This is a genomic window from Hansschlegelia sp. KR7-227 (assembly GCF_049446035.1).
Taxonomy (GTDB): Bacteria; Pseudomonadota; Alphaproteobacteria; order Rhizobiales; family Methylopilaceae; genus Methylopila.
Genome location: NZ_JBMSEA010000001.1, coordinates 333,351 through 359,995, shown reverse-complemented (window position 1 = coordinate 359,995; position 26,645 = coordinate 333,351). Strand labels below are relative to the sequence as shown.

General features: G+C 69.6%; 22 protein-coding genes and 1 tRNA gene. 5 read left to right on the top strand and 18 right to left on the bottom strand.

The features are described 5' to 3' along the window. Positions 1-264: 264 nt before the first annotated feature. The 4 genes from ACO2RJ_RS01590 to ACO2RJ_RS01575 form a co-directional block, all read right to left on the bottom strand. Positions 265-966, bottom strand: a complete 702-nt coding sequence (locus tag ACO2RJ_RS01590; RefSeq protein ID WP_423266262.1) for an NUDIX hydrolase — start codon at positions 964-966, stop codon at positions 265-267. Continuing rightward, on the bottom strand, positions 963-1,865 hold the full coding sequence (locus tag ACO2RJ_RS01585; protein ID WP_423266261.1) for a PhzF family phenazine biosynthesis protein: 903 nt from the start codon (positions 1,863-1,865) through the stop codon (positions 963-965). Before ACO2RJ_RS01585 ends, ACO2RJ_RS01590 begins: the two co-directional genes overlap by 4 nt. A gap of 10 nt (positions 1,866-1,875) precedes the next feature. Further along, entirely contained in the window at positions 1,876-2,724 is an 849-nt protein-coding gene (gene pdxY / locus ACO2RJ_RS01580) for a pyridoxal kinase PdxY (protein WP_423266260.1), read from the bottom strand. A gap of 118 nt (positions 2,725-2,842) precedes the next feature. Beyond that, positions 2,843-3,364 (bottom strand): DedA family protein, encoded by a 522-nt coding sequence (locus tag ACO2RJ_RS01575; protein ID WP_423266259.1) that lies wholly within the window; start codon positions 3,362-3,364, stop codon positions 2,843-2,845. A gap of 196 nt (positions 3,365-3,560) precedes the next feature. Here ACO2RJ_RS01575 and ACO2RJ_RS01570 point away from each other — a divergent pair, with 196 nt between their 5' ends. After that, positions 3,561-4,838, top strand: a complete 1,278-nt coding sequence (locus ACO2RJ_RS01570) for a M10 family metallopeptidase (protein ID WP_423266258.1) — start codon at positions 3,561-3,563, stop codon at positions 4,836-4,838. 158 nt (positions 4,839-4,996) lie between these two features. Here the strand turns inward: ACO2RJ_RS01570 and ACO2RJ_RS01565 are convergent, their stop codons facing one another. The 5 genes from ACO2RJ_RS01565 to ACO2RJ_RS01545 all read right to left on the bottom strand — a co-directional run bounded on the left by ACO2RJ_RS01565 (position 4,997) and on the right by ACO2RJ_RS01545 (position 13,759). Beyond that, positions 4,997-8,050 carry a beta strand repeat-containing protein gene (locus ACO2RJ_RS01565; protein WP_423266257.1) on the bottom strand — a complete coding sequence of 1,018 codons (3,054 nt, stop codon included), beginning with the start codon at positions 8,048-8,050 and terminating at the stop codon, positions 4,997-4,999. Between the two features lie 273 nt (positions 8,051-8,323). Further along, entirely contained in the window at positions 8,324-9,343 is a 1,020-nt protein-coding gene (gene ilvC / locus ACO2RJ_RS01560) for a ketol-acid reductoisomerase (RefSeq protein WP_423266256.1), read from the bottom strand. A 164-nt stretch (positions 9,344-9,507) separates the two neighbouring features. After that, positions 9,508-10,059: an acetolactate synthase small subunit gene (gene ilvN, locus ACO2RJ_RS01555; protein WP_423266255.1), complete on the bottom strand. Its 552-nt coding sequence runs from the start codon at positions 10,057-10,059 to the stop codon at positions 9,508-9,510. 108 nt (positions 10,060-10,167) lie between these two features. Next, positions 10,168-11,931, bottom strand: coding sequence for an acetolactate synthase 3 large subunit (locus tag ACO2RJ_RS01550; RefSeq protein ID WP_423266254.1), 1,764 nt, complete (start codon positions 11,929-11,931; stop codon positions 10,168-10,170). 328 nt (positions 11,932-12,259) lie between these two features. Then, positions 12,260-13,759 carry a diguanylate cyclase domain-containing protein gene (locus tag ACO2RJ_RS01545; protein WP_423266253.1) on the bottom strand — a complete coding sequence of 500 codons (1,500 nt, stop codon included), beginning with the start codon at positions 13,757-13,759 and terminating at the stop codon, positions 12,260-12,262. Positions 13,760-13,945: 186 nt separating this feature from the next. Between ACO2RJ_RS01545 and ACO2RJ_RS01540 the strand changes: the two genes are divergently transcribed. Next, a complete protein-coding gene (locus ACO2RJ_RS01540) occupies positions 13,946-14,962 on the top strand; it encodes a sulfite oxidase heme-binding subunit YedZ (protein WP_423266252.1) in 1,017 nt (338 codons plus the stop codon). A 71-nt stretch (positions 14,963-15,033) separates the two neighbouring features. Further along, positions 15,034-16,323: an aminotransferase class I/II-fold pyridoxal phosphate-dependent enzyme gene (locus tag ACO2RJ_RS01535; protein WP_423266251.1), complete on the top strand. Its 1,290-nt coding sequence runs from the start codon at positions 15,034-15,036 to the stop codon at positions 16,321-16,323. A gap of 57 nt (positions 16,324-16,380) precedes the next feature. Here the strand turns inward: ACO2RJ_RS01535 and miaA are convergent, their stop codons facing one another. After that, entirely contained in the window at positions 16,381-17,367 is a 987-nt protein-coding gene (miaA, locus tag ACO2RJ_RS01530) for a tRNA (adenosine(37)-N6)-dimethylallyltransferase MiaA (RefSeq protein WP_423266250.1), read from the bottom strand. 122 nt (positions 17,368-17,489) lie between these two features. Between miaA and serB the strand changes: the two genes are divergently transcribed. Continuing rightward, positions 17,490-18,389: a phosphoserine phosphatase SerB gene (gene serB / locus ACO2RJ_RS01525; protein ID WP_423266249.1), complete on the top strand. Its 900-nt coding sequence runs from the start codon at positions 17,490-17,492 to the stop codon at positions 18,387-18,389. A 113-nt stretch (positions 18,390-18,502) separates the two neighbouring features. Here the strand turns inward: serB and ACO2RJ_RS01520 are convergent, their stop codons facing one another. The 3 genes from ACO2RJ_RS01520 to ACO2RJ_RS01510 all read right to left on the bottom strand — a co-directional run bounded on the left by ACO2RJ_RS01520 (position 18,503) and on the right by ACO2RJ_RS01510 (position 20,876). Continuing rightward, a complete protein-coding gene (locus ACO2RJ_RS01520; RefSeq protein ID WP_423268884.1) occupies positions 18,503-18,892 on the bottom strand; it encodes a YkvA family protein in 390 nt (129 codons plus the stop codon). Positions 18,893-18,897: 5 nt separating this feature from the next. After that, the gene (locus tag ACO2RJ_RS01515) at positions 18,898-20,388 is read right to left on the bottom strand and encodes a Do family serine endopeptidase (RefSeq protein ID WP_423266248.1); all 1,491 of its coding nucleotides are present in this window, start codon (positions 20,386-20,388) and stop codon (positions 18,898-18,900) included. Between the two features lie 113 nt (positions 20,389-20,501). Next, positions 20,502-20,876 carry a hypothetical protein gene (locus ACO2RJ_RS01510; protein ID WP_423266247.1) on the bottom strand — a complete coding sequence of 125 codons (375 nt, stop codon included), beginning with the start codon at positions 20,874-20,876 and terminating at the stop codon, positions 20,502-20,504. Positions 20,877-20,995: 119 nt separating this feature from the next. Between ACO2RJ_RS01510 and gph the strand changes: the two genes are divergently transcribed. After that, positions 20,996-21,670, top strand: a complete 675-nt coding sequence (gph, locus tag ACO2RJ_RS01505) for a phosphoglycolate phosphatase (RefSeq protein WP_423266246.1) — start codon at positions 20,996-20,998, stop codon at positions 21,668-21,670. Between the two features lie 35 nt (positions 21,671-21,705). Here the strand turns inward: gph and ACO2RJ_RS01500 are convergent. The 5 genes from ACO2RJ_RS01500 to ACO2RJ_RS01480 all read right to left on the bottom strand — a co-directional run bounded on the left by ACO2RJ_RS01500 (position 21,706) and on the right by ACO2RJ_RS01480 (position 26,166). After that, positions 21,706-21,780: transfer RNA gene (locus ACO2RJ_RS01500), tRNA-Val, on the bottom strand. Positions 21,781-21,894: 114 nt separating this feature from the next. Beyond that, on the bottom strand, positions 21,895-23,388 hold the full coding sequence (locus ACO2RJ_RS01495) for a carboxypeptidase M32 (RefSeq protein WP_423266245.1): 1,494 nt from the start codon (positions 23,386-23,388) through the stop codon (positions 21,895-21,897). An 83-nt stretch (positions 23,389-23,471) separates the two neighbouring features. After that, the gene (locus tag ACO2RJ_RS01490; protein WP_423266244.1) at positions 23,472-24,269 is read right to left on the bottom strand and encodes a heme ABC transporter ATP-binding protein; all 798 of its coding nucleotides are present in this window, start codon (positions 24,267-24,269) and stop codon (positions 23,472-23,474) included. Beyond that, positions 24,266-25,315, bottom strand: coding sequence for a FecCD family ABC transporter permease (locus ACO2RJ_RS01485; protein ID WP_423266243.1), 1,050 nt, complete (start codon positions 25,313-25,315; stop codon positions 24,266-24,268). Before ACO2RJ_RS01485 ends, ACO2RJ_RS01490 begins: the two co-directional genes overlap by 4 nt. Beyond that, positions 25,312-26,166, bottom strand: coding sequence for a heme/hemin ABC transporter substrate-binding protein (locus ACO2RJ_RS01480; RefSeq protein WP_423266242.1), 855 nt, complete (start codon positions 26,164-26,166; stop codon positions 25,312-25,314). Before ACO2RJ_RS01480 ends, ACO2RJ_RS01485 begins: the two co-directional genes overlap by 4 nt. Between the last annotated feature and the right edge of the window lie 479 nt (positions 26,167-26,645).

Here is a 26,645-nt window from a genome sequence, read left to right as displayed (position 1 = left end):
CCCGGCCGGCCCTCAGGGGCGGGTAAGCGAGAGCCGAAGGAGCGCGCGCGCGACCGCGCCGGCCGAAAAGGCCGTCGTCCGGTCCGCGTTGGTGACGCCGCTCGCGCGCATGACCTGTCCGAAGTCCGCTATGGCGCCGGCGAAGCCGACGCGAACATGGGGCAGATGTACGTGTTCCGGGCTTTCAGATCAATGAAGGAATCGCTTGTCTCGCCCAGCTGCCCTTACGCGGCATGCGCTCGCCGGAGGGGAGCGGGACCCTGGTCAGGCCCCGAGCAGATGCGGCAACGCCGCCCGGACGTAGTCGAGCGCGCCGTCCGGCGCCTCGTCGGCGGAGCGCACGAAGTAGAGCGCGTCGAGTTCGGGCGCGCGCTCGGCGGCGAGATGCGCCCCCACGCGTTCCTCAATTTCCGCCGCCGTCAGATCGACGTCGATGCGGCGGACGCAGGCGACGTAGCGCCCGTCCCAGATCGCGACGCGTCGCTCCGCCGGACGCGCGAGCGGCGCGACGATCCCAGTCTCCTCCGCGAGCTCGCGATCGATCGAGCCGTCGAGATCGACGACGTCGCCGACGAGATCGTCCCGGTCCGGCGTGCCGGCCGGGAAATAGATCAGCCCCTCATTCGCCGAGCCCTTCGCCATGCGGGCGAGCAGGACCTTGCCGTCAGAGGAGACGACCGCGGCGGCTCCGAACGCGTTCAGGAGCCTTTGCTCCACGCCGCCCCGATCCCTGAGCCAGAGATAGGTGGCAAAGTTCGCTTCGATATAGCCGAGGCGGAGGCGGCGCCCGACGACCGCGACCTCGTCGGCCAGCAGCACCTTGCCGTTGAACAGGCGCGGATTGGCCGCCGTCGCCTTCGCCCAGCCTGCGGCGATCGCCGAGCGCTCGGTCTGTTCGATCGGCGACGATCCCGGCAACAGGCGGCCGTCGAAGCCGTCGACGCGCTCGATCCGCGTGACGGTCACGAAAACAGCGTCCCTTCGGCCGCCACCACCGCGGCGCCGCCGATCGTGGCGGAGACCAACGCTCCGCCCGCGACCGTCAGTCCGAGCTCGATCAGGCTCGGCCGCGCCATCTCGAAGCCTTGCGCGACGGTCAGCCGGCGGACGCCGTCGGCGGGGCGGTCGAACGCCATGACGACGCCCGCGAAGGCCGCAACGGCGGAGCCGGTTGCGGGATCCTCGCTGGCGTTCGGCCGCAGCATGCGGGCCCGGTAGGCGTAAGCGGGGTCGCCGGTCTCGCTCGTGTAAAGGAAGGCGCCGCGCGCCGGGCTGTCCTTCAGAGCGGCGTTCCAGGCGGCGCCGTCGACACGGGCGCGCCCAAGCGCGTCGAGCGACGCGACCGGCACGAAGCAGAACGCGTTGCCGGCGTCCAAAACCGAGACCGCATGCGCGCCGAAGCCGATATCGGACTCGTCGAGGCCGAGCGCCGCGGCGATCGCGGACGGCGCGGGCGCCGGTCCGCCCGGCGCCGGCAGGCGCGCCAGAGTGAATTCGGCGCGGCCGGCGCGCCTTGCCGTCGCGGTCGCGCGGCAGGAGATGACGCCGACCTGCTCCTCGACCTCGAAGACGGCCTCTCGGCCCTTGCCGGCGACGGCGTCCATCAGCCCGAGCAGGACGGCGGTCCCAACGGTCGGATGGCCTGCGAACGGCAGTTCGGTCTCGGGCGTGAAGATCCGGAGCCGGGCCTTGCGCGTGTCGTCCTCCGCAGGCAGCAGGAAGACGGTTTCGCTGAGATTGAACTCGCGCGCGATCGCCTGCATGCCGGCCGTGTCGAGCCCCTGCGCGTCGAGCACCACGGCGAGCGGGTTGCCGGCATAGGCGCGGTCGGCGAAGACGTCGAGGATCACATAGAGACGGGACATGGCGCTCCGCTTAGCACGGCTCGGGCGCGAACACTTCGCTTGGCGCGACGAACTCATCCTGCGCCGCGACGGTCAGGATTTCGCGTGAGCCCGCAGCCGCGGTCGCCTTCAGGACGCCGTAGACCGACGACGACGCCCTGGAAAGCGCTTCTGCGGCCGATCCGGTGGTCAGGAGGTGGACGAAGAACAGCGCGGCGATCGCGTCGCCCGCCCCGTTGACCGAGACCGGAAGCAGCGGCGTGCGCAGCCGCCAGGCCCCCTCCCCGTCGACCGCCACCATCTCGATCGAGTCCGCGGGAGTCTCCGCCGTCTGCAGGCTGGTGACGAGCGCGACGCGCGGACCGCGGGCGAGCAGCGCGCCGGCCGCGGCCTTGGCGGCGTCGAGGCTGGTCACCTGCGCCCCGGCGAGAAACTCGAGCTCGAACTGGTTGGGGGTGACGACGTCGGCCGCGGGCAGCGCGCGGTCGCGCATGAATTCCGGGATGCCCGGCCGCACGAACACCCCGCGACCGACGTCGCCGATGACCGGGTCGCACGCATAGAGCGCGGTCGGATTGGCGGCCTTCACACGGGCGACGGCGTCGAGGATCGTCTCGCCGATCGCCGCGTCGCCCATGTAGCCCGACAGCACGCCGTCGCAGGACGGCAGCACGCCGCGCTCCTCGATGCCCGTGACGACCTCTCGGATCGCCTCGGCCGGGAACACCGGGCCCCGCCAGGCGCCGTAGCCGGTGTGGTTGGAGAACTGCACGGTGTTGACCGCCCAGACCTCATGGCCGAGCCGCTGCATCGGAAACGCGGCGGAGGCGTTGCCGACATGGCCGTAGGCGACGTGGGACTGGATCGACAGGATGTTCATGGCGGAACGTCATGGGTGCGCCGGACGCGCAAGTCCGGCCGAAGGAACTGGCCCGAGTTCTACCGTTGGCGGGTCGGCGCCGTCGAGTTCGGAGCGGCGACGTGCGCGATCGCGGAGCCTAGGCCATGTAATCCCGCAGCAGAGCTGAGCCCGGCGCCAGCAGCACATAGGCCCAGACCACCGCGGAACTCGCATTGGCGAGCTGGAACGCGACGGCCGGCATCTGGAACATGCCGGCGACGAAGGGCACGAAGGATCGGATCGGGCTGATGAAGCGGCCGACGAACACCGCCGCCATGCCCCATTTTTCGATTAGACCCCGGGTGCGCAGGATCAGCTGCGGCTTCGCCTTCACCGCCTTCCACTCCATGACTTGGTCCTTGAAGTGCAGGCCGAGCGCGTAGGACACCCAGTCGCCGATGAAGCCGCCGAGGGCGACGCCCGCGAAGATCGGCCAGAACGCGATCTGGCTCGCCCCGATCAGCGCGCCGACCCCCACGAAGAGCGGAGTCGAGGGCACGGCGAGGGAGAGACCGACGATCGACTCGAGGAACGCCAGGGCGAACACGATGAAGGGCGCCCACGCCTCGTGTTCGCGCACGAAGTCGAGCACGGCGGTCAGCACGCTGTCGAAGGTCATAAGGGGCCGGAAGGTCCGAGAGCGTCAGGATCGCTGCTGTTGTTCCCGGTTTCCGGGGTCCGCGCAATGCGCCTGCGCGGCACGATCAGTTTACCTCGGCTCGGGGAAATGGTCGCCGACGCGAACTGATAGGTCGATTATCGTCCACGCGAATCGGCGCTGAGAGGCCTCGCCTCGAGACCGGAAGGAGACCCGCATGGCGCCGAGCGACGCCTCGTTCGACCGTTACGTCGACTATCTCGCGGGCGGCGCCGGCGACGAACGCTACGCCTGGCCGGCTGCGACTCTAACCGTCAACCTGACGGGGCTGACAAGCGGCCGCTACGTCTCCGCTCCGATGCTGGAGTCGGCGAAGCTCGCGCTGCAGGCCTGGACGATGACGACCGGGATCACCTTCACGCTGACGTCGAGCGCGAGCGCCGACATAACCGCCGACAATGAGGAGCCCGGCGCCGGCTACTGCTCCACCGCGTGGCGGGGCGATGAACTCACCGACGCCGACATCAGCATCGGAAAAGACTGGATGGACGGCTATCCAGCCGACGAGCGCTGGGGGATCGGCGACTACGGGCTCCAGACGTTCATCCACGAGATCGGCCACGCGCTCGGCCTCTATCACGGCGGCGACTACGACGGCGACGCGAACTGGGACCGCGACGCGATCTTCACCAAGGACACCAACCAGTATTCGGTGATGTCCTATTTCGTGCAGTCGAATTTCGGCGACGCGACCGATCTCAACCTTGCGACTCCGGGGATCGCCGACATCGCAGCGATCCGGGAGCTCTACGGCGCGCGGCCCGTGAACGCGGGCGACACGGACTACGGCCGATCCGGCCACTATGATTTCGCCGCCAATCCCGACGCCGCCTTCACGATCTCTGACACCGGCGGGACAGACACGATCGACCTGCGCGGGCTGGGCGCCGCGGCGAGGCTCGATCTGCGCCCCGGCGCGTTCTCGAACCTCAACGGCCACGTCAAGAACCTCGCGATCGCTCACGACACGACCATCGAGCGCGGCTATGGCGGGTCCAAGGGCGACGTGCTCGTCGGCAACGGCGCGCACAATCTGCTGCGCGGCTACGGCGGGGCCGACGTCGTCATGGGCGGCAACGGCATGGACACGCTGGAAGGCGCAGCCGGTGCGGACAGGCTCTCGGGCGGAAACGGAGCCGACCTGTTCCGCTTCAACGCCATTGCAGAGACGTCCGGCGACCTGATCCTCGACTTCGGAAACGGGGATGATCGCATCGCGCTGTCGGCGATCGACGCCCGTGCGGGAACGCCCCGCAACGACGCCTTCGCCTTCATTGGCCGCGACGCCTTCGGGGCTCACGCCGGCGAACTGCGCTACGGCTTCGCCTCCGGCGACACGCTGCTGACCGGCGACCGCGACGGCGACGGCCGCGCCGACTTCACGCTCAGGCTCGATGGCCAGATCGCGTTGACGGCGGTCGATTTCATTCTGTAAGCGCGCGGATCGTTGGAGCCGTCGGTCGATGAGATCCGAGGGCAGCGGGCGCCGTCGCGCGGAGCAGAATCGCATCCGCCAGTCGTTGAAACGACCGCGGCCGGCCTCAGAGACTGAAGCCGGCCGCGCGCCGATGTCGCTCGAAAGGACTGGCGTCTTCAGATCACGTCGAAATCCGCGTTCGTGAGCACAAGGCCCTCGCCCAGGGTCGCGAACTTGACCGCTTTGGCGCCGCCGAGGCCGTCGCGGTCGAAGAACAGCGAGCCGGTCCCGGCGTCGTAGATGATGCGGTCATCGGCGTCGAGCGCCGCCGTGCCCAGCACCAACGCGCCCACGTCCAGCGCGCCCGCAGTCAGCCCGGCGAAGACGGCGTCGTCGAGCTTGATCGTGTCGTCGGCGACCGTGAAGTCGGCGATCTTGTCCACGTTCAAGCTGCCGAGCTTCGTGGAGAACACGAAGTTGTCGGCGCCCGCTCCGCCGGTGAGCGCGTCGGAGCCAAGCCCGCCGTCGAGGTCATTGGCGCCGCCGTTGCCCTCGATGACGTTCCGGAGCGTGTTGCCCGTTCCGCTCAGCGCGCCGGAGCCGGTCAGCGTCAGGTTCTCGACATAGGAGCCGAGCGTGAAGGAGGCGCTCGACTGCACAATGTCCGTTCCCGAGACGCCGGTCTCGGTGACCACGTCGCCGGCGTTGTCGACGATGTAAAGGTCGCTCCCCGATCCTCCGGCCATCGTGTCGGCGCCCGCGTTGCCATTCAGCACGTTGGCGCGCGAGTTGCCGGTCAACACGTTGGCGAGCGAGTTGCCGGTTCCGTCGGTCGCCGACCCCAGGAGGGTCAGGTTGTCGACATTTCCGGTTAGCGAGTAGCTCAGCCACGACTTGACCGTGTCGACGCCGGCGTTCGCGCCTTCCGTCACCACGTCGCCGGCGTCCCTGACGACGTAGACGTCGTCGCCCGCCCCGCCCGCCATGGTGTCGGCGCCGCTGTCGCCGTCGAGCGTGTTGGCGCCGGCGTTGCCCGTCAAAACGTTGTCGAGCGCGTTGCCCGTCGCGTTGATCGCCGCCGTTCCCGTCAAAGTGAGCTTTTCGACGTTGAGGCCGAGGACATAACTCGCCGAGGACTGCACGAGATCGACGCCGTTCGCCGCGCCGGAGCTCTCCGTGACGCGATCGCGGACGTCGTCGACGACGTAGGTGTCGCTGCCGGCCCCGCCCGTCATGATGTCGACGCCTGCGCCGCCGTCGAGGACGTTGGCGCCGGCGTTGCCCGTCAGCGTATTGGCGAGCGCGTTGCCCGTGGCGTTGATCGCCGCGCTTCCGGTGAGCGTCAGCTTCTCGATCTGAGCTGCGAGCGTGTAGGAGATCGAGGATAGGACGCTGTCGGTCCCGCCGCTCGCCGCCTCGACGAGGCTGTCGCCGGCGTTGTCGACCACGAAGGTGTCGTTGCCCGTCCCGCCCGTCAGGCTGTCCGCGCCCAGGCCGCCGTCGAGCGTGTCCGACCCGCTGCCGCCGTCGACGATGTCGGCGGCCTGCGACCCGATGAAGCTGTCATTGCCGGCGAGCAGCGCGATCGACTTCGCCGCGATCACGGTGGTGACGCCGCTGAGGTCGAACCTGTTGACGGCGGCGGTGCCGCTCAGGCTGCCGACCGTGAGGTCCATCGTCTCGATCGACGCCGCGGCGTTCAGGGTTAGTCCCGCCACCGACGTGCCGACGCCTGCGGCCTGAAGGAACACCAGCCTGTCGGCGCCGGCGCCGCCGGAGAAGGACGATCCGGTGTCGTCGCCGGCGGTGATCATGACGTCGTCGCCCGCGCCGCCGGTCAGCTTGTCCGCGCCGGCCCCGCCATCGAGCGTGTCGGCGCCGTCGCCGCCGGTGAGCGTGTCGGAATCGGCTCCGCCCATGAGGGAGTCGGCCCCGTCGGACCCGTCGAGCTTGTCGCGCCCGTCGCCGCCGAGGACCGTGTCGGCCGCCTGCGTTCCGATGAAGCTGTCCGCGCCGGCCTTGAGGTCGATCGTCTGACCGTTGACGACCGTCGTGACGCCGCCCAGGCGGAAGGTGTCCGCGCCGGCCGTGCCGCCGAGGCCGCCGCCGGTCTCGAAGCGCAGCGTCTCCACAGACGCCGCGGCGTCGAGCGTGAGGCGCGTGAATGTGGAGGCGCCCTCCGCGGATCCGACGAAGGCCAGCGTGTCGGCGCCGGCCCCGCCTTTGAACGAGGTGGAGCCTTCGACGCCGGTGGAGACGAAGCGGTCGGCGCCGTCGCCGCCCAGCAGGGTGTCGACGCCCGAGCCGCCCTCGAGCGTGTCGTCGCCGACCCCGCCGTCGAGCGAGTCCGCGCCGTCGCCGCCGTTGACGGCGTCAGCCGCCTGAGAGCCCACAAAGACGTCCTTGTCGGCGCCCATGTTGATGACGGCGCCGTTCACAAGCGTCGCGACACCGCTCAGGTTGAAATTGTCGCGTCCTGCGGTGCCGCCCAAGCCTCCGCCGGTCTCGAAGGCGATCGTCTCGATGGAGGCGGCGGCGTCGAGCTTCAGGTTCTTTATGGAGGTCGCCCCTCCCGAGCCGACCAGCGCCAGCGTGTCCGAGCCCGCTCCGCCTGAGAACCTCGTGAAGAGTTCCGCGCCCGTGGAGACAAGCCGGTCGTCGCCGTCGCCGCCGAGCAGGCTGTCGGAGCCCTCTCCGCCGTCCAGCGTGTCGTTGCCGGCGCCTCCGATAAGCGTGTCGTCGCCGGCGCCGCCGACGACGCTGTCCGCCGCCTGCGATCCGGTGAACCGGTCGTCGCCCGCGAGCAGGTCGATCCGGCCGCGGTTGGTGACGGTCGTCACGCCGGAGAAGTCGAACCTGTCCTCGGCGCTCGTGCCCGAGAGCGTCGCGTTCGACATGTTGATCTGCTCGACGCCCGCGTCCGCGTCGAGCCGGATGAAGGTCGAGTTCGCCCCGCCGGAGAACACCGCGGTGTCGGCCCCCGCGCCGCCGATGATCGTGTCGACGCCGAAGCCGCCGCTCAGCATGAAGGTGTCGTTGTCGGCGCCGCCCTCGAGCGTGTCCGCGCCGGCCCCGCCCGTGATGGTGTCGGCTCCGGCGTCGCCCGTGATGGAGTCGTCGCCGGCCAGTCCGCTCAGCACGTCGTTGCCGGCGTCGCCGATGATGGTGTCGTCGAGCGTGGTGCCGGTCAGCGTGTCGTTGCCGGTCGTCGTGCCTGGGATCAGACTCATCGAAACGTACCCCTGGAGAAGAGGGGTACGTTATTGCGGTCCATATCTAAAAAATCGGTTTCAACTTAGACGTGATTCCGGAAAGTCATGCGAAATCATTATAATGAAAGCAAACTTAACAACTGATCCCCTTGACGAAGCACGGAGAACGGGAGCGGCGTCCGGAAATACGTATAACTACTTACGGGAAAAAAACGGCCCGGCCGCTTGGTCATTTCCGCGTCCCGAAAGGGACGGCGGCGCCGGACGGCTCGTCCGGCGCCGCCGTCGCCCTCAGTTCTTGGTCTTGTCGACCAGGGCCTTCGCCTTGATCCACGGCATCATGCCGCGGAGCTGCTCGCCGACCTGCTCGATCTGATGGGCGTTGTTCTTCGCCCGCGTCGCCTTGAACGAGGTCTGGTTGACCTTGTTCTCGAGCATCCAGTTGCGGGTGAACACACCGCCCTGGATGTCCTGAAGCACGCGCTTCATCTCGGCCTTGGTCTCGGGCGTGATGATGCGCGGGCCAGAGACGTACTCGCCATATTCGGCGGTGTTCGAAATCGAGTAGTTCATGTTGGCGATGCCGCCCTCATAGATGAGGTCGACGATCAGCTTCACCTCGTGCAGGCACTCGAAATAGGCCATCTCCGGGGCGTAGCCCGCCTCGACCAGCGTCTCGAAGCCGGCGCGGATCAGCTCGACGAGACCGCCGCAGAGCACGACCTGTTCGCCGAACAGGTCGGTCTCGCACTCCTCCTTGAAGGTGGTCTCGATGATGCCGGCGCGGCCGCCGCCGATCGCGGAGGCGTAGGAGAGGCCGAGATCGTGGGCGTTGCCGGAGGAATCCTGCGCGATCGCGATCAGGCAGGGCACGCCGCCGCCGCGCAGATATTCGCCGCGCACAGTGTGGCCGGGGCCCTTTGGCGCGACCATCAGGACGTCGATGTCCTTGCGAGGCTCGATCAGGTTGAAGTGGACGTTGAGGCCGTGCGCGAACAGGAGCGCGGCGCCCTCCTTCATGTTCGGCTCCAGGCTCTCGACATAGATGTCGGCCTGCAGCTCGTCGGGGGTCAGCATCATCACCACGTCCGACTGCTTGGCGGCGTCGGCCGGCGACATCACCTTGAGCCCCTCGCCTTCCGCCTTCTTGGCGGTAGCGGAGCCGGGGCGCAGGCCGATGATGACGTCCTTGACCCCGCTATCGCGCATGTTGAGCGCGTGCGCGTGGCCCTGGCTGCCATAGCCGATCACGGCGACGGACTTGCCCTTGATGAGGTTGAGATCGGCGTCGCGATCGTAATAGACGCGCATAAGGACGTTCCTCGATGTCATTTTGTCAGGTGAGGCGCTTCCGCCAGCCGCGCGCGTTTAGCGCACAAGAGGCCGGAATTGAAGGGCGACTTTCGGGACGCGGCCCTTCGTCGTCCCGAAATGCGCTGGCGACGGATCAGCGTATCGGCGATCCGCCCGTCGCCTCAAGCGACCATGCCGTCCGGACCGCGCGCGATCGCGGCGACGCCGGTGCGGGAGACCTCGACGACGCCGAGCGGCGTCATCAGCACGATGAACTGGTCGAGCTTGTCCGGCTTGCCAGTGATCTCGAAGATGAAGCTCTCGGTCGTCGCGTCGATCACGCGGGCGCGGAAGGCCTCCGCAAGCCGCAGCGCTTCCGCGCGCTGCTCGCCCTTGCCCCGCACCTTGATGAGCATCAGCTCGCGCTCGAGCGACTTGCCCGTGAGCGTCAGGTCCAAGACGGTGTGCACCGGGACCAGACGGTCGAGCTGCACCTTGATCTGCTCGACGACGTCCTTCGGGCCGGTGGTCACCACGGTGATGCGGGACAGATGGCCTTCGTGGCTGACCTCGGAGACGGTCAGGCTGTCGATGTTGTAGCCGCGGCCGGAGAACAGGCCGATGACGCGCGCCAGCACGCCGGGCTCGTTGTCGACGAGGATCGCCAGCGTGTGGCGGGCGATCGCCTCATGGTGCTCCTCCATGAAATAGGCGGAGCCGGTGGGTTGGCGCATGGGATGTGCTTTCCGGATAGAGGCGTGAAGAAACAGCGCTGGATTTTGAGTACGATCCCGGATCGGCCTTACGGCCGTCCGGGATGACGTTCGTCGTCCGCGCCGGCGTCACACCAGCATCTTGCCCTCTTCGGTGATCGCGTCGTCGAGCGTCTGCTCGCCGGCCTCGCCGAGCAGCATCTCATTGTGGGCGCGGCCCGACGGGATCATCGGGAAGACGTTCTCGTGCTTGTCCACGATGCAGTCGACGACCACCGGACCCGGCGTCTCGATCATCGCCTTGATGGTGGCGTCGAGGTCGCCCGGCTTCTCGCAGCGCAGCCCCCTCGCCCCGTAGGCCTCGGCGAGCCGCACGAAGTCGGGCAGCGCCTCGGAGTAGGAGTGCGAGTAGCGGGAGCCGTGCAGCAGCTGCTGCCACTGGCGCACCATGCCCATGTACTCGTTGTTGAGGATGAAGATCTTGATCGGCAGGTTGTATTGGACCGCCGTCGAGAGCTCCTGGATGCACATCTGGATCGAGGCCTCGCCCGCGATGTCGATGACGAGCGCGTCCGGGTGCGCGACCTGCGTTCCGATCGCGGCCGGCATGCCGTAGCCCATCGTGCCGAGGCCGCCGGAGGTCATCCAGCGGTTCGGCTGGTCGAAGCCGTAATACTGCGCGGCCCACATCTGGTGCTGACCGACCTCGGTGGTGACGTAGGTGTTCGGACCTTTGGTCAGCGCGAACAGCCGCTCGATCGCCTGCTGCGGCTTGATGGTCTCCTCCGAGCGCTTGTAGTTCAGGCACTTGCGCGCCCGCCAGCGGTCGATCTGCGCCCACCAGTCCTTCAAGCCGTCCGGGTCGATCTTCGACGACGTGGCGCGCCACAGGCGGACCATGTCTTCGAGCACATGGGCGACGTCGCCGATGATTCCGACTTCGACCTTGACGTTCTTGTTGATCGAGGACGGGTCGATGTCGATGTGGATCTTCTTCGAGCCCGGCGAGAAGGCGTCGAGCCTGCCGGTGATCCGGTCGTCGAAGCGCGCGCCGACGCAGAGCATGACATCGCAGTCATGCATGGCGTTGTTGGCCTCGTAGGTGCCGTGCATGCCGAGCATGCCGAGCCACTGTGGGCCGGAGGCGGGATAGGCGCCGAGCCCCATCAGCGTCGACGTCACGGGAGCGCCGGTCATCGCCGCGAACTCGCGCAGCAGCGCGGTCGCCTCCGGGCCGGAATTGATGACGCCGCCGCCCGTGTAGAAGATCGGCCTCTTCGCCTTCGCCAGCAGCTCGATCGCGGCGCGGACTCGGTCGACGTCGCCCTTGAGCTTCGGGTGGTAGGTCTTGTGGACGACGTTCTTCGGCCCGACATATTTGCCGGTCGCGAACTGGACGTCTTTCGGGATGTCGACGACGACGGGACCGGGACGGCCGTTGGTCGCGACGTAGAACGCCTCGTGCAGCACCTGCGCGAGGTCGTTGACGTCCTTCACCAGGTAATTGTGCTTGGTGCAGGGCCGGGTGATGCCGACCGTGTCGCACTCCTGGAACGCGTCCGAGCCGATCAGATGCGTCGGCACCTGGCCGGTGATGCAGACCATCGGGATGGAATCCATCAGCGCGTCGGTCAGTCCGGTGACCGCGTTGGTCGCGCCGGGACCGGAGGTGACGAGCACCACGCCGGGCTTGCCGGTCGAGCGCGCGTAGCCCTCCGCCATGTGGGTCGCGCCCTGCTCGTGGCGGACGAGGATGTGCTCGATCGCCTCCTGCTGGAAGAGCGCGTCGTAGATCGGCAGCACCGCGCCGCCGGGATAGCCGAAGATGTGGGCCACGCCCTGGTCGGCGAGCGCGCGCATGACAATTTCGGCGCCGGTCATCGTCTCGGTCATGTGGCGGTTCCTTTCGCCTTGTCGACCTTGGATCCGCCCGACCCCCTTCAGGGACGCCGGGCAACAAAAAAGGGCCCGCGAGGGAGCCCTTGGCTTAGGCGTCATCGAAGGTGGCCGCGGCCTTACGCGGCCCGCACCGTCAACGACGCCTCGATTACGAGAATGAGCTTCCGCGACACGTGCCGCTCCTTTGCGAATTCGGCGCGGAACCTACGCGCGCCGGTTCGCGGCGTCAAGACGGGGACCCCCGCGCCGAAAATTTGGATGAGCGCCCGGTCCCTAAGGGTTGAGGCCCGCGCCAAACCCTCGGGGACCGTCGGGCGGTCCGTCAATCCAGCAGCACGGTCTCCACGAAAGCCTCCTGGTCGCCGGGACGCCATGTCGGTTCGGGACGACGCTCGCGCTCGTTGGAGCTGAACCGCCAGCAGTTGCGGCCTGCGGCTTTGGCCGCGTACAGCGCTTCGTCGGCGAGCAGCATGAGATGCTGGGAATCGATCGCGCTGTCCGGACCGAGCACGCCGCCGACCGTGATGCTGGGCTTGAACGCGATGTCGTCGATCACGAACGGCTGGTTCACGGTTTCGACCAGCCGCCTGGCGAGCGCCATCGCGTCGGCGATCGCCGGAACCGGCGCCACGACGGCGAACTCGTCGCCGCCGATGCGGGCGACGACGTCGGTGGCGCGGATCGTTTCGCGCATCCGTCGGGCGACTTCGACGAGGAGCGCGTCGCCGCGGGCGTGGCCGTAAGTGTCGTTGACGCTCTTGAAGCGGTCGAGATCGATCAGCAGCAGCGTGAAGCGCTTGCCGCGCAGCCGGGCCGAAGCGGCGGCGCCGTCGAGGATCTCGACGAAGCGCGAGCGGTTGGCGAGGCGGGTGAGCCCGTCGTGCCGGGCGCGGTAGGCGAACATCCGCTTCAGGCGGGTCTGGTCGTGCACCACCGTCGCGACCACGATGCTGGGCGCCGCGAGCAGCATCAGCGCGACGTAGCGCAGCAGCTCGGTCTGGACCGGGTCCGCGCCGGCGAGAAAGGCGAGCCATTGGCCTTCCGCCGAAAAGGCGAGCAGCATGGCGGCGAAGGCGAGCGCCGCGACCGTGGTCGCGAACAGGCCGAGCCGAAGCGCGAACCACAGCATCAGGAACGACGCGCCGAGCGCGGTCTCGACGCGGCCTCCCGCGAGTAGCGCGAGCACGGCGCCGCCGAGCAGCAGCGACGCCGCTGCGTATTCCCAAGCCTGGGGTCTCGGTTCGTCGTCGCAGGCGATGTCGCCGGCGTCCCGGCCATAAGCCAGGATCACGCCGAGGATGAGCGCCGAGCCGACCGCCGCCGACACGAAGTGCAGACCGAGAGCGGCTGGCGAGACGTGGCCGGCCGCCGCCATGGAGAGCAGATTGACCGGCGCGCTCGCCAGCGAACTGACAAGGGCCACCAGGCCGGCGGCGGCGGCGAGGCGGCTCGAGGAGCTCAGCCAGCCGCCGGCGCGCAGACGCGCGAAGGCGATCGAGCCGCAGGCGATTCCGACCAGATCGCCCGCCAGCGTCCAGCCCCAGACGCCCAAGGGGTCGCCGAACAGCGTCGCGACCGCAGCATGGCCCGCGGCGATCGCGGCGGCGTCCGCGACGTTGAGCTCGCGCCCGGACCTCAACATCAGTCCGAGCGCGATCGGCGCGCCGATCGTCAGCAGCGGCTGCCCCCCCGCGCCCAGACCGAGCGCGCGGCTGGCCACCAGGCCGCAGACATAGCCGAAGGCGATGAGCGCTTCGGCGGGGAGGAGGGAAGCGAGGCGACGCCAATCTTCGACGATGCGACGGAACGCGGCAGAGGGCATGATGTTCTCCGAGATGCGCCGAGCTTATCAAGCGATCCGCTAAATCGGAGTTCGCGGCGACCCTCAAATTTGAAGGAAAGGCGGACGTTCTGGTCGCCCTCTCATTCTCGTGAGACACGCTCGCGTAATCTTCGCGCGAGGGTCCGCGTATCCGCTCGGAAGCCAAACGCCAGTCGAAGGCCGTCCATGGGTTTGCTGCACGACCGCTCCGGTCGCTTTTCTCCGCTGATGACGCTCACGCTCATCGGCCTGGTCGCGCCTGCCGCCTGGCTCGCGTTCCGCGCGGCGCATGGCGACTTCTCGGGGCCTGCGCCGCTCGCGGGACCGCCCGGCCTGCCGCCGGGCTTCGAAGGCGCGCCCGGACTCGGCGCGCCAGACGGCGCGTCGCCTTTCGGCCCGACCGGCGGCGGCACGGCCTTCGGAGAGATCGGTCGCGACAGCGCCCGCCCGATCTACGCCGCGATCCACTTCACCGGTGACTGGGCGGTGCGCTTCCTGCTGCTGTCCCTAGCCGTGACGCCGTTCCGCCGCCTGTGGCATTGGCCGCGGCTGCAACTCGTGCGCCGACGCGTCGGGCTCGCGGCGCTGGCCTACGCCTGCGCCCATTTCATGCTCTACGCGCTCGACCAGAACTTCGAGGCGACGAAGATCGCGTCGGAGATCGCGCTCCGGGTCTATCTCACGGTCGGCTTCGTCGCCCTGCTCGGCCTGATCGCGCTGGGGAGCACGTCGACCGACGCCGCGGTCCGGCGGCTCGGGGCTGACAGATGGAACCGTCTGCACAAGACGACCTACGTGATCTGCGGCCTCGCGGTGCTGCATTTCGCCATGCAGTCGAAGCTCGACATCGCCGAGCCGACGTTGATGTGGGGCCTGTTCCTCTGGGCGATGGGGTGGCGCTGGCTGCAGACCAAGGCGGACCGCGCCGTCAGCCTGCCGTGGCTCATCGGGCTCGCCGTCGCCGCCGGACTCATGACCGCTCTCACCGAGGCCGCCTGGTACGGGCTCTTCACCGGCGTCGACCCCGTGCGGGTGCTCAAGGCGAACTTCACGATCCGGCTGGGCCTGCGCCCCTGCTGGTGGGTGCTGATCCTCGGACTCGGGGTCGCCGTCTCGAGCCTGATCGGCGCGCGCCGCCGAGGGCCGGCGCGGCCGCGCGCGGCGAAGGGGCCACGGCTCGAGGCGGCCGACCGGCCGGCCTGAGCCGTCTGGCGTCGGGGGCGGCGCGCGACTAAGGTCGCAGCCCTCCCCGAAGTCTGACCAGGACGCCTGCCGTGATCGCCGACCTGTCCGCCGCTGAACTCGAAGCCCTCGCCGCCTCCGTGCGCGCTGATTACGAGACCTTCAAGGGCCGCGGGCTGAAGCTCGACATGACGCGGGGCAAGCCGTCTCCGGAACAGCTCGATCTCGCCGATGGCATGCTCGCGCTGCCGGGCAACCGCGACCACTTCACCGACGCGCATGAGGACGCCCGCAACTACGGCGGCCTGCAGGGCATCGCCGAAGCCCGCGGGCTGTTCGCCCAAGCGATGGGCGCGCCGCCCGAGCGCGTGGTGATCGGCGACAACGCCAGCCTCGCGATGATGCACGACACGATCGTCTGGGCGCTCCTGAAAGGCGTGCCGGGATCGGAGGCGCCATGGAGCAGGCAAAGCGAGATCGCCTTTCTCTGCCCCGTTCCCGGCTACGACCGCCATTTCGCGATCCTCGAGGAATACGGAATCCGCGCGATCCCCGTGCCGCTCGTCGGCGACGGCCCGGACATGGCCAAGGTCGAGGAGCTCGTCCGCGATCCGGCGGTCAAGGGCATGTGGTGCGTGCCGAAATATTCGAACCCCTCGGGCGACGTCTATTCCGACGAGACGGTCCGCCGCCTCGCGGCCATGACGACAGGCGCGAAGGATTTCCGGCTGTTCTGGGACAACGCCTATGTCCTTCATCACCTGACGGAGACCGGGCGCGAGATCCTCAACGTGCTCGACGCCTGCGCGGAGGCCGGGACCCCCGACCGCGCCTTCGTGTTCGCTTCGACCTCAAAGATGACGCTGGCCGGCGCCGGCCTCGCCTTCTTCGCCTCGTCCGAGGCCAACGTGAAATGGTACCTCGCGCGAGCCGGCAAACGCACCATCGGGCCGGACAAGCTCAACCAGCTTCGCCACGTCCGTTTCCTCAAGGACTTCGCCGGTCTGGTCGCGCATATGGACAAGCACCGGGCGCTGCTCGCGCCGAAGTTCGCGGCGGTGACCGACGCGCTGGAGCGCCGCCTCGCCGGCAAGGGCGCCGCGACCTGGACCACGCCGCAGGGCGGCTATTTCGTCAGCGTCGACGTGGCGCGGGGGACGGCCTCGCGGGTGGTCGCGCTCGCAAAGGAGGCCGGCCTGCTGCTCACCGGCGCCGGCGCGACCTGGCCTCAGGGCAAGGATCCGGCGGAGCAGAATCTGCGGCTCGCGCCGTCCTTCCCGTCGCTCGCCGAGGTGACGGCCGCATCCGAAGGGATCGCGATCTGCATCCTGCTCGCAGCCGTCGAGGCCGAGCAGGCCAAGCGCGGACAGAAGGCGGCTTAAGAGGCCCCGGCGCGCCCCGACAGCAGCGGAGCAAACGCCGGCTCGCTTCGCGCGGCCTCAGCCGGCCACGCCCCTCCGCTCGATCTCGGCGTGAGCGGCGTCCAGCGCCGCCTCCGGCGCGACGTGAAGCCAGTCGGCCATGCGGTTGCGGAGCCAGGTCGATTGACGCTTGGCGTAGCGCCTTGTGTCGAGCCGCGTCCGTTCGACCGCCGTCGCGCGGTCGATCTCGCCGCGCGCCCAGGCCGCGAGCGGGGCGACGCCCAGGGCCTTCAGCGCGGGCAGCGCCGGATCGAGCCCGCGCGCGACGAGCCGCTCCGCCTCCTCCCGCGCGCCGTCCCGAAGCATGGCCTCGAGCCGCGCGGCGATCCTTGCGTCGAGCGAGCCGCGGTCCGGCGCGAGCGCGATCCTGAGCGCGCTTGCCGGATCGACCGGACCCGGCGCCGTCTCCCGCTGCCAATCGGCGAGCGATCGCCCCGTCGCGTCGATCACCTCGAGCGCGCGCATCAGCCGCTGCGGATCGGACGGTCGAAGTCGCGCCGCCATGACGGGATCACGGCGGGCAAGCTCGGCGTGCAGGTCGATTTCGCCCCCGGCGCCGCGCCATCGCTCCCGCACCGCGACGGGGATTGCGGGGACGACGGCGAGACCGGAGGTCAGCGCCTCGAAGTAAAGACCTGTGCCTCCGACGAAAATCGGCAAGCGCGCCGTCGAGAGCGAGTTCGCGCGTCTGTGGTCGTCCTGTTGAAAACCGGCCTCACGGCGTGTGCGCAGGCTGTTGATGACTCCGCCAGCCTCGGCCAGCCAGCGGCCGACCGCATAGGGTTCGGCGGCGTCGACATGGCCGTACAGCGCATGCTTCGCCGCCGCTTCCTCCTCCGGCGCCGGACGGGCCGAGAGGATGCGCAGATCGCGATAGACCTGCGAGGCGTCGGCGTTGATCACGACGCCGCCGAGCCGCCGCGCGAGCGCGAGCGCGAGCGCCGACTTTCCCGAGGCGGTCGGTCCGGCGATCAGGATCGTCGCGATGGATCGTGCGTCCGGCATGAGGCTCGCGTTTGATCGTGCATGCGAGGCCGCTGCCTCATTGCCGGCGTCGGCGCGCCCTTATAGACGAGCCTGTAGGCACGGCGCACCCCGACGGTCCGCGCTCGCCCATGGGAGCGCATATGAGCCTCGTCCTCGTCCTGATCGCAAACCCCCTTGCCCCCTCGGTCGACGAGGCGCTGGTCGCGCGCGTGGGCGAGGCGCTGGACGCCGAGCCGCGCGTGCTGGCCGTCGGCGTCGCCGCGGAGTTCGTCGTTCCGGACGGCGACCCGCGCGCGATCCGCGTCGAAGTCGCCGACCTTGTCGGGGACGCGCCGGTCGACGTCGCGGTTCTGCCCGCCGAGGGCCGCCGCAAGCGCATGCTGATCGCCGACATGGATTCCACCATGATCGAGCAGGAATGCCTCGACGAACTCGCCGGCGCGATGGGGCTGAAGGACAGGGTCTCCGCCATCACCGACCGCGCGATGCGGGGCGAGATCGCCTTTGAGCCGGCCCTGCGCGAACGGGTGGCAATGCTCGAGGGCCTGAAGATCGACGAAGCGATCGCGGATCTCCTGAGCGGCGCGATCACGCTCACTCCCGGCGCCGGCGCGCTGGTCGCGACCATGAGGCTCAACGGGGCCTACGCCGCGCTCATCTCGGGCGGCTTCACGCTGTTCACCGGCCCGATCGCCTCCCGGCTCGGCTTCGACGAGCATCGCGCGAACGTGCTGGAGTCCGTCGACGGCCGGCTGACCGGGACGGTCCGCGAGCCGATCCTGGGCCGCGAGGCCAAGCTGCAGACGTTGAACGAGCTCGCGGCGGCGCACGGCGTACCGCTCTCCGCGACCCTCGCCGTCGGCGACGGCGCGAACGACCTCGCGATGCTGTCAGCCGCCGGCCTCGGCGTCGCGTTCCGCGCCAAGCCGGCGGTGGCGGAAGCCGCGCAGGTCCGCATCGACCACGGCGATCTGACCGCCCTGCTCTACCTGCAGGGCTACGCCGAGCACGAGATCGCCGGCCATGAGGGGGCGGCGTGACGGGACGACGCTCCGCCCCCGCGGAAGAACCCTGTCATGTGCGGCTTGATCGACCATCCGGAGGCCGCCCGCGCGAGCTGGCGTGACTTCCTGCTCAAGCAAGCCGGGCGAAATCAGGCAATCTTAGCGAACCTGCTCGGCCAGAAGAGCCAGATGAGGAACGCGGTGGCCGCCAGCCAAATCGCGATGATCACCGCCGCTGCGGCGCGGCTCTTCGGCTTGCTTTCGGCAGAGAGCGCGGCGGCGCGATGGTCCGCCATGATGTCCGGCGGAATAAGCTTCACGGCCAGCAGGATGCCGAGGGGGAGCACGAAGAGCTCGTCGACATAGCCGAGCACGGGGATGAAGTCCGGTATCAGATCGATCGGGCTCAGCGCGTAGGCGGCCACAGCCGCCGCGACAGCCTTCGCATACCAGCGCACGCGGGGATCGCGCGCCGCGAAATAGAGAGCGACCACGTCACGTTTGATCGAGCGCGCCCAAAGCTTCAGCTTTTCGGGCAGGCGCACTACTCGATCGACACCGCGACGAAGCGCACGTCGCCCTGTTTGTTGGAGAGCAGCAGGAGGGCGGTCTTCTTGCCGTCCTTCTTGAGCTCGTCGATCCGCTGCGTGACGTCGTCGGGCGACTCCACCGCCTCCTGGGCGACCTCGACCAGCAAGTCTCCGGATTTGACGCCGTTCTCGGCCGCCCTGGAGCCGTCGTCGACGGCGGTGATCACGACGCCTTTGGCGTCCGGCTTCAGGTCGAAGGATTTGCGCAGGTCGTCGGTCAGCGACTGAAAGGAGAGTCCAAGCGCCTTGCCGATCTTGGGCTCGTCTTTTGCGGCCGGCTCCTTGAGGGCCGCGGGCTTGGGCTCGGCCTCCTCGAGCCGTCCGACCTTGAGCTTGAGCGTCTCCTCCTTGCCCTTGCGCCAGACCACGACCTCGACCTCGCGGTCGATCGGCGTGTCGGCGACGATGCGCGGCAGGTCGCGCATCTCGCGGATCGTCTTGCCGTCGAACTTGAGCAGCACGTCGCCGGCGGCGAGGCCGCCCTTGGCGGCGGGGCCGTCGTCGTTGACGCCGGCGATCAGAGCGCCCTTGTTCGGCGACCTCACCCCAAGGCTCTCGGCGATCTCGTCGGACACCTCCTGGATGCGGACGCCGATCCAGCCGCGACGGGTTTCGCCGTAGTTCAGCAGCTGGTCGACGACCGCCTTGACGGTGGTTGACGGCGTCGAGAAGCCGATGCCGATCGACCCGCCCGAGGGCGAGATGATCGCGGTGTTGACGCCCACGACTTCGCCCGCGGTGTTGAACAGCGGACCGCCGGAATTGCCGCGGTTGATGGCGGCGTCGGTCTGGATGAAATTGTCGTACGGCCCGGAGTTGATGTTGCGGTTGCGCGCCGAGACGATGCCGGCGGAGACCGATCCGCCGAGGCCGAACGGGTTGCCGATCGCGAGCACCCAGTCGCCGACGCGGAGCTTGTCGGCGTCGCCGAACGCCACGGCCTTCAGCGGCTTCTCCGGCTTCACCCGGAGCACGGCGACGTCGGTCTTGGTGTCGCGGCCGACCACCTCGGCGGTGAGCTTGGCGCCGTCGGCGAAATTCACCGTGATCTCGTCGGCGCCCTCGATCACGTGGTTGTTGGTGACGACGACGCCCTTCGGGTCGATGACGAACCCGGAGCCGAGCGAGCTCTGCTTGCGCGAGCGGCCCTTCGGACCGTCGCCGTCGCCGCGCTTGTTGAAGAATTCGTCGAAGAACTCCTCGAAGGGCGAGCCCTCCGGAAGCTGGGGCGGCGGCACCGCCTTGTCGGCGGCCGGCGCCGATTGCGACGTCGAGATGTTGACGACGGCGTCGAGCAGCCCTTCGGCAAGATCGGCGAAGCTTTCTGGCGCCGCCCGCGCATGAGCCGGCGGGGCGGAGACGGACAGGCAGGCGACGCCGGCTGCGACCGCAAGCGCGACGGCGCGGGACGCGCGGCGCGCGGACGGACGGATCGGATCGCTCATGGAAAACCCTCGGCTTCGGGACGCGCGCGGCGGCAGGCGCGACCGGCCGCCAATCTACACGACGCGGATGAGGCGAAAAGAGGATGCGCCCGACGCCTCGCTCATGCGGAGGGTCACTTTGCCTGCGGGGTGCAGACGACCTGCTCGCCGATGACGTAGCAGGCGCTCATCCGGCCCGTGCCGCGCTCCACGCGATAGACGCCGCCCTCCTGGCGATGGTTCGAGGCGACGAGATCGTAGCGACCGGGCTCCTGCGGCCCGGCGCCCTCGCCCGCCGGAAAACACAGCGTGACGCCGACCGAGCCGCCCTTCACGGCGTATTGACAGGCGCCGACCTCACCGGTGGAGCGCTCCACGCGAAAGACGCGGTTGAGGTCCGTCTGCGGGGAGGCGAGGAAGGCGTAGTCTTCCGCCGCGGCAGGTCCGGCGGCGAGCAGCGCGGCAAGCGCCGCGAGGACGCGCATGGCGGAACGGGTCGTCGGAGCCACGACGTCTCCCTCCCAACGAATGGCGGCGCCGCGAATCGCGCGGTTGACGAGTCCGAGCGTAACAGGCCATTGCCGGCCAGCCAGCCCGATCCTCCGACCCTTCCCTCAAGGCGCCCACGATGACCCCCTCTGCTCCGCTCACCGTGGTGTTCGACCTCGACGGCACGCTGGTCGAGACCGCGCCGGACCTGATCGCGGCGCTCGAATTCACGCTTGCCGCGGAGGGGGTCGACGCGCCGCCTTACGAGGAATCGCGCGACCTGATCGGCGCCGGCGCCAGAGCGCTGGTCGAACGCGGCCTGAAGGTCGCCCGGCGCGAGGTCACCCCGCAGCGGATGAACGAGCTGCACGCGCTGTTCCTGGAGCGCTACGCCCAGCACATCGCGGACAAGAGCGAGATCTATCCCGGCTGCACGGAGGCGCTCGCGCGTCTCGCGTCCTCGGGCGCGAAGCTCGCCGTGTGCACCAACAAGGTCGAGCGGCTGGCGCTGCAGCTGCTGGACACGTTGAAGCTCACCGAGAGGTTCGACGCCATCGTCGGCGGCGACACCTTCGCGACCTCGAAGCCGCACGCCGAGCCGCTGCTTGGGGCGATCGAGCGAGCGGGAGGTTCGCCCGCCCGGGCGGTGATGGTGGGCGACAGCTCGACCGACGTCGGCGCGGCGAAGGCTGCGGGCGTGCCGGTGGTCGTCGCCACCTTCGGCTACACCTCGACGCCTGCGCGCGAGCTTGGCGGCGACGCCGTCATCGATCACTTCGACGAGCTTGAAGCCGCGATCGCCGGGTTGTTCTGACGCCCCGCAGCGAACCGGGAACCTGCTGAAAAAGATGGTGCCCGAAACAGGGATCGAACCTGTGACCCCACCCGTGTGAAGGGTGTGCTCTCCCGCTGAGCTATTCGGGCTTGCCGGCGGAGACGCGTTCTCTACGGCGCCCGGCGAGGAAATTCAATCCGGCATTGATCGCCGATCCGCCGCCTGACGCCGTCGGCGGGAAGGCGCTAACGGGCGACTGCGCCCTACGCCTCCTCAAGGTAGCGCCGGCGCAGATGCGACTTGAAGATTTCGGCGTCGAGCGTGCGTCCGGTGGCGAGCGTCAGCAGGTCGCCGGTCTCGTGCAGCGACCCGTGTGCATGCACGTTGGCCCGCAGCCAGCCGACCAGAGGCGCGAAGTCGCCCCGCCCGATCGCGGGCAGGATTTCGGGATCGGCGCGGAGGGCGGCGTCAAACAGCTGGGCGGCGGTCATCGCGCCCAAGGTGTAAGTCGGGAAATAGCCCCAGCCGCCGCTCGGCCAATGGATGTCCTGGAGGCAGCCGACCCGATCGTTGGGCGGCGTGACGCCGAGCAGTCGCCGCATGCCGTCGTTCCAGGCCGCCGGGAGCTCCGCGAGCGGAAGTTCGCCCGCGATCATCGCGCGCTCCAGCCGGTAGCGCAGGATGACATGGGCGGGGTACGTCACCTCGTCGGCGTCGACCCGGATGAAGCCGCGACTGACGCGGGTCGAGCGGCGCCACATCGCGTCTTCGTCCCATGCCGGGCCTGAGCCCCCGAAGGCGTCGCGCATCAAGGGCCCGGCGAAGCCCATGAACGCCCGGCTGCGGCACGCCTGCATCTCGATCAGCAGGGACTGGCTTTCATGCACGCTCATGCCGCGGGCGTGGCCGACCGGCTGGCTCAGCCAGCCTTGCGGCCGGCCCTGCTCGTAGAGCGCATGGCCGGTCTCGTGCAGAACGCCCATCAGCGCGCTGGTGAAATCCGCCTCGTCGTAACGGGTGGTGATGCGCACGTCCTGATCGGCTCCGCCGCAGAACGGATGTGTGGACACGTCGAGACGGCCGCGCTCGAAGTCGTAGCCGAGCGCGGTCATGAAGCGGACGCCGAGCGCCTTCTGCGTCTCGACCGGAAACGGCCCCTCGAGCGGCGGATCCGCCGGCCGGCGCGCCTGAACGGTGAGGACCTCCTCGGTGAACGCCGGCAGGAAGGACGCAAGATCGTCGAACAGGACGTCGATCTCCGCGGAGCGGCCGCCGGGCTCGTAGTCGTTCAGCAGCGCGTCGTAGGCGTCGAGCCCGAGGCGCTCGCCCTTGATCGCGCCGATCTCCCGCTGCAGCGCGAGGACCTCGGACAGGCTCGGCAGCAGGCTCGCGAAGTCTGAATCGGCGCGCGCCTGTCGCCACGTCATCTCGCAGATCGAAACGGCCTTGCTCGAAGCCGACACGAGATCGGCGGGCAGCGCCGTCTCGACGGTGAGCAGGCGGCGGATCTCGCGGAGATTGGCGCGCTCCCAGGCGCCGAGCTCGGTCGCAGTCTCGGCCTCCTCGAGCAGGTCGCCCATCGCAGGGTCCGTCACCATGCCGTGGCGCAGGACCTGCAGCAGCGCCATGCTTTCCGACCGGCTCGCCGCGGCGCCCTTCGGCATCATGGCCGCGGTGTCCCACTGCAGGATGCCGATCGCGTTCGACAGCGCGGAGATGCGGCCGAAACGGCCGGCGAGTTCGGAATAGGCGGTCATGAGAAATCCGTGAGGCGTGAGGCCGGCCGCTGAGCGGAGCAGGCTCGGACTTAACGTGATCGCCGCCGCGTCGGGAAGACCCGTCAGCGCCCGCCAGTGAGCGGGAGCGCGTCGTGCGGCAGCAGGAACGGCGCGGCGGGCGCGGCGCCCACCCGGACCGCGACGTCGAACAGCGCGCCGATCACCGCGTCCGTCACCACCTCGGCCGGCGTCCCGCGGGCGAGGACCCGCCCGGCCTTCAGCGCGACGATCTCGTCCGCCGCCATCACCGCCAGGTTCACGTCATGCAGCACGGCCAGCACGCCGCCGCCCTCGTCGGCGAAGCGTCGCGCGAGCCGCAGGGTGGCGAGCTGATGGGCAAGGTCGAGGCTCGCCGTCGGCTCGTCGAGGAACAGATAGCGGGACCGCCCGTCCGGCGGGGCGTCGAGCTGGGCGAGGACGCGCGCGAGATGCACCCGCTGCCGCTCCCCGCCCGACAGCTCCGCGCAGATGCGGTCGCCGAATCCGACGAGGTCGACATCCGCCAGACGACGCGCGGCGATCGCGTCGGCCGCCCCGCGCGGCAGGCCCGGGGCGAGGCCGAGGCGCACCGTCTCGTCCACGGTGAAGGGAAAGGCGAGCTCGGGCGCCTGGGCGAGCACCGCGCGGCGGCGGGCGAGCTCGATCGGACGGATGGACGCGAGGCGGGTCCCGTCGAGCGCGACCGTTCCTTCGAATGGCTCAAGTTCGCCCGCGAGCGTCGCGAGCAACGTGGACTTGCCCGACCCGTTCGGGCCGATGACGGCCGTCACGCGCCCCGGCGTCAGAGCGGCGTCGACGCCGTCGAGCACGACCCGGCCGCCGAGGCGCACGGAGACGCCGCAAGCCGCGAGCCCGCTCATCCGACCACGCGGCCTCGCCGCCGCATCAGCAGCCAGAGAAAGAACGGAGCGCCGAAGACGGCCGTCACCACGCCGATCGGCAGCTCCGCCGGCGCGACGAGGGTCCGCGCGGCGACGTCGGACAGGAGCAGCAGCGCCGCGCCGACCAGCGCCGAGGCCGGCAGCAGCGCGCGATGACCCGGGCCGATCGCAAGCCGCACGATGTGCGGCGCGGCCAGGCCGATGAATCCGATGACGCCCGCGCTCGCGACGGCCGCGGCGGCCGCCGCCGCGACGCCGACGGTCGCGACCCGCTTCAGGCGCTCGACGTCGACGCCGACATGGAAGGCCCCGCGTTCGCCGAGCGCGACCGCGTCGAGCCCGCGCGCGAGGAAGGGTCCGGCGAGCGCGAGGGCGACCAGGAAGGGCAGCGTCAGCGCGACCTTGAGCCAGGTCGCGCCGCCGAGGCTGCCCAGCGTCCAGAACAGGAAGGCGCGCAATTGGTCGTCGCGCGCCATGAACACGAGAACGCCGGTCGCAGCTCCGGTCAGCGCGCCGAGCGCGACGCCCGCAAGCAGCATGACGGCGATCTCGGTCCGGCCGTCGCGGGTCGCGAGGCGCGCAAGAACGAGCGTCGCGCCGAGGCCGCCCGCGAAGGCTGCGAGCGGCAGCCCAAGGACGGCCAAAGCCGGCGGCAGATGATGCGCGGCCGTCTCACCGAACGTGATCCAGAGCACGGCCGCCAGGGCCGCGCCGGACGAGACGCCGACGAGGCCGGGGTCGGCGAGGGGGTTGCGGAACATGCCCTGCATCACCGCGCCCGCCATCGCCATCGCGGCCCCGACCAGCGCTCCGAGCACGGTCCGCGGCGCCCGGACGTCGCACAGGATGATGGCGTCGCGGACGTAGTCGGCGGGCAATCCGGCGCGGCCGCCCGCCGCGATCAGTGCGTTCGCGACGTCGACGAGACGGGCGGGACCGATCGCGACCGGCCCGACCGCAAGCGACGCGACGAGCGCCACGGCGAGAAGGCCGGCCGCGGCGACCAGCCCGCCGGTCTTGGTCATGGGCGGGCGGGCGCGCCCGCCATCCAGGCCCGCGCCGGCAGGTCGTCAAAGGAGATTTCGGGATAGACGCGCCGCGCGACGTCGAGGGCGACATGGGCGGTCCGCGGTCCGAAACCGACGAGCCCGAGCGTGTCCGCCACTACGACGCGGCCTTCGCGGACGGCCGGAGACGCCGCGAGAGCGGGGTGGCGCGCGACCGCCTCGGCGGTGATGGGCGCGCCGGTCGCGAGCGCCACGACCGCTTCGGGGGCGAAGCCGAGCGCCGCCTCGTCGGAGAGCGGCTTCCAGCCCGCCATGCCGGCGGCGGCGTTGTCCGCGCCGATCAGGTCGAGCGCCAGAGCGCCGGTCGAGTCGGCGCCCGCGGCCGTCAGGCTTCCGCCCTGCCCTCCTCCGAGCAGCAGCAGCGCGCGTCGCCGTCGCGAGACGCGGCCGACGCTTCGCTTCAGACCGGCGAGGTCCGCGGCGACGGCGGCGGCGACCTCCGCGCCGCGCTCCGGCTCCCCGACCGCCTCGGCAACCTGGCGGATGCGAGAGGCGATGTCGTCGGCGCCGCGCACCTCGTCGAGAGCGACCAGGCGGACGGACGCTGCGGCCAGTACGTCGAGCGCCTCCTTCGGACCGGCGCCGTCGGCCGCGATGATGACGCTCGGCGACAGGGCGAGCACGCCCTCCGCGGAAATTCGGCGATAGTAGCCGATATTGGGCTTGGCGCGCGCTTCCGCGGGATAGGTCGACGTCAGATCGACCGCGACGATCCGCTCGCCGCATCCGAGCGCGTAAAGGATCTCGGTGACGCCGCCGCCGAGCGAGACGACGCGGTCGCCGCTCACACCTGCGGACCGCGCCGACATCGGCGGCGCCGCGACGAACGCCGCTCCCCCGGCCAGGCTTGCGATGACGGCCCGACGAGACGGCGCGGCGCGGATCTCCAAGGGCGATAAAGGCGTCGTTCGGAGCATGGGTCGTCCACTCTGCCCTGGGCCAGATACAACTGAGTTATTCTAATTCTAGAAAGAGATTTACTTCCCGCCCACGCTCATTGGCGCAATCCCGGATCGGGGTCAACGTCCAGCGCGCCAAGCCGCCAAGTGCGCAGATCTGAGGATTCACGCTCGATATAGAGGGCTTACGGTCTCGATGGCTCCGATTCGAGAATGGCGCTTCGCCGCTTGCTGGACAGGGGCCAGCACGCCTCCGTTCGGCCAGATCATGGCGACGCCCTTCCTGGCTTAGTATCTTCTGGATTCCTTCAGGCGCGTCGAGTTCTGAATTAGAATAATTATATTATATATACATAAGCGTGCGGCTTTATTTGTTGTGAGACCTTAGG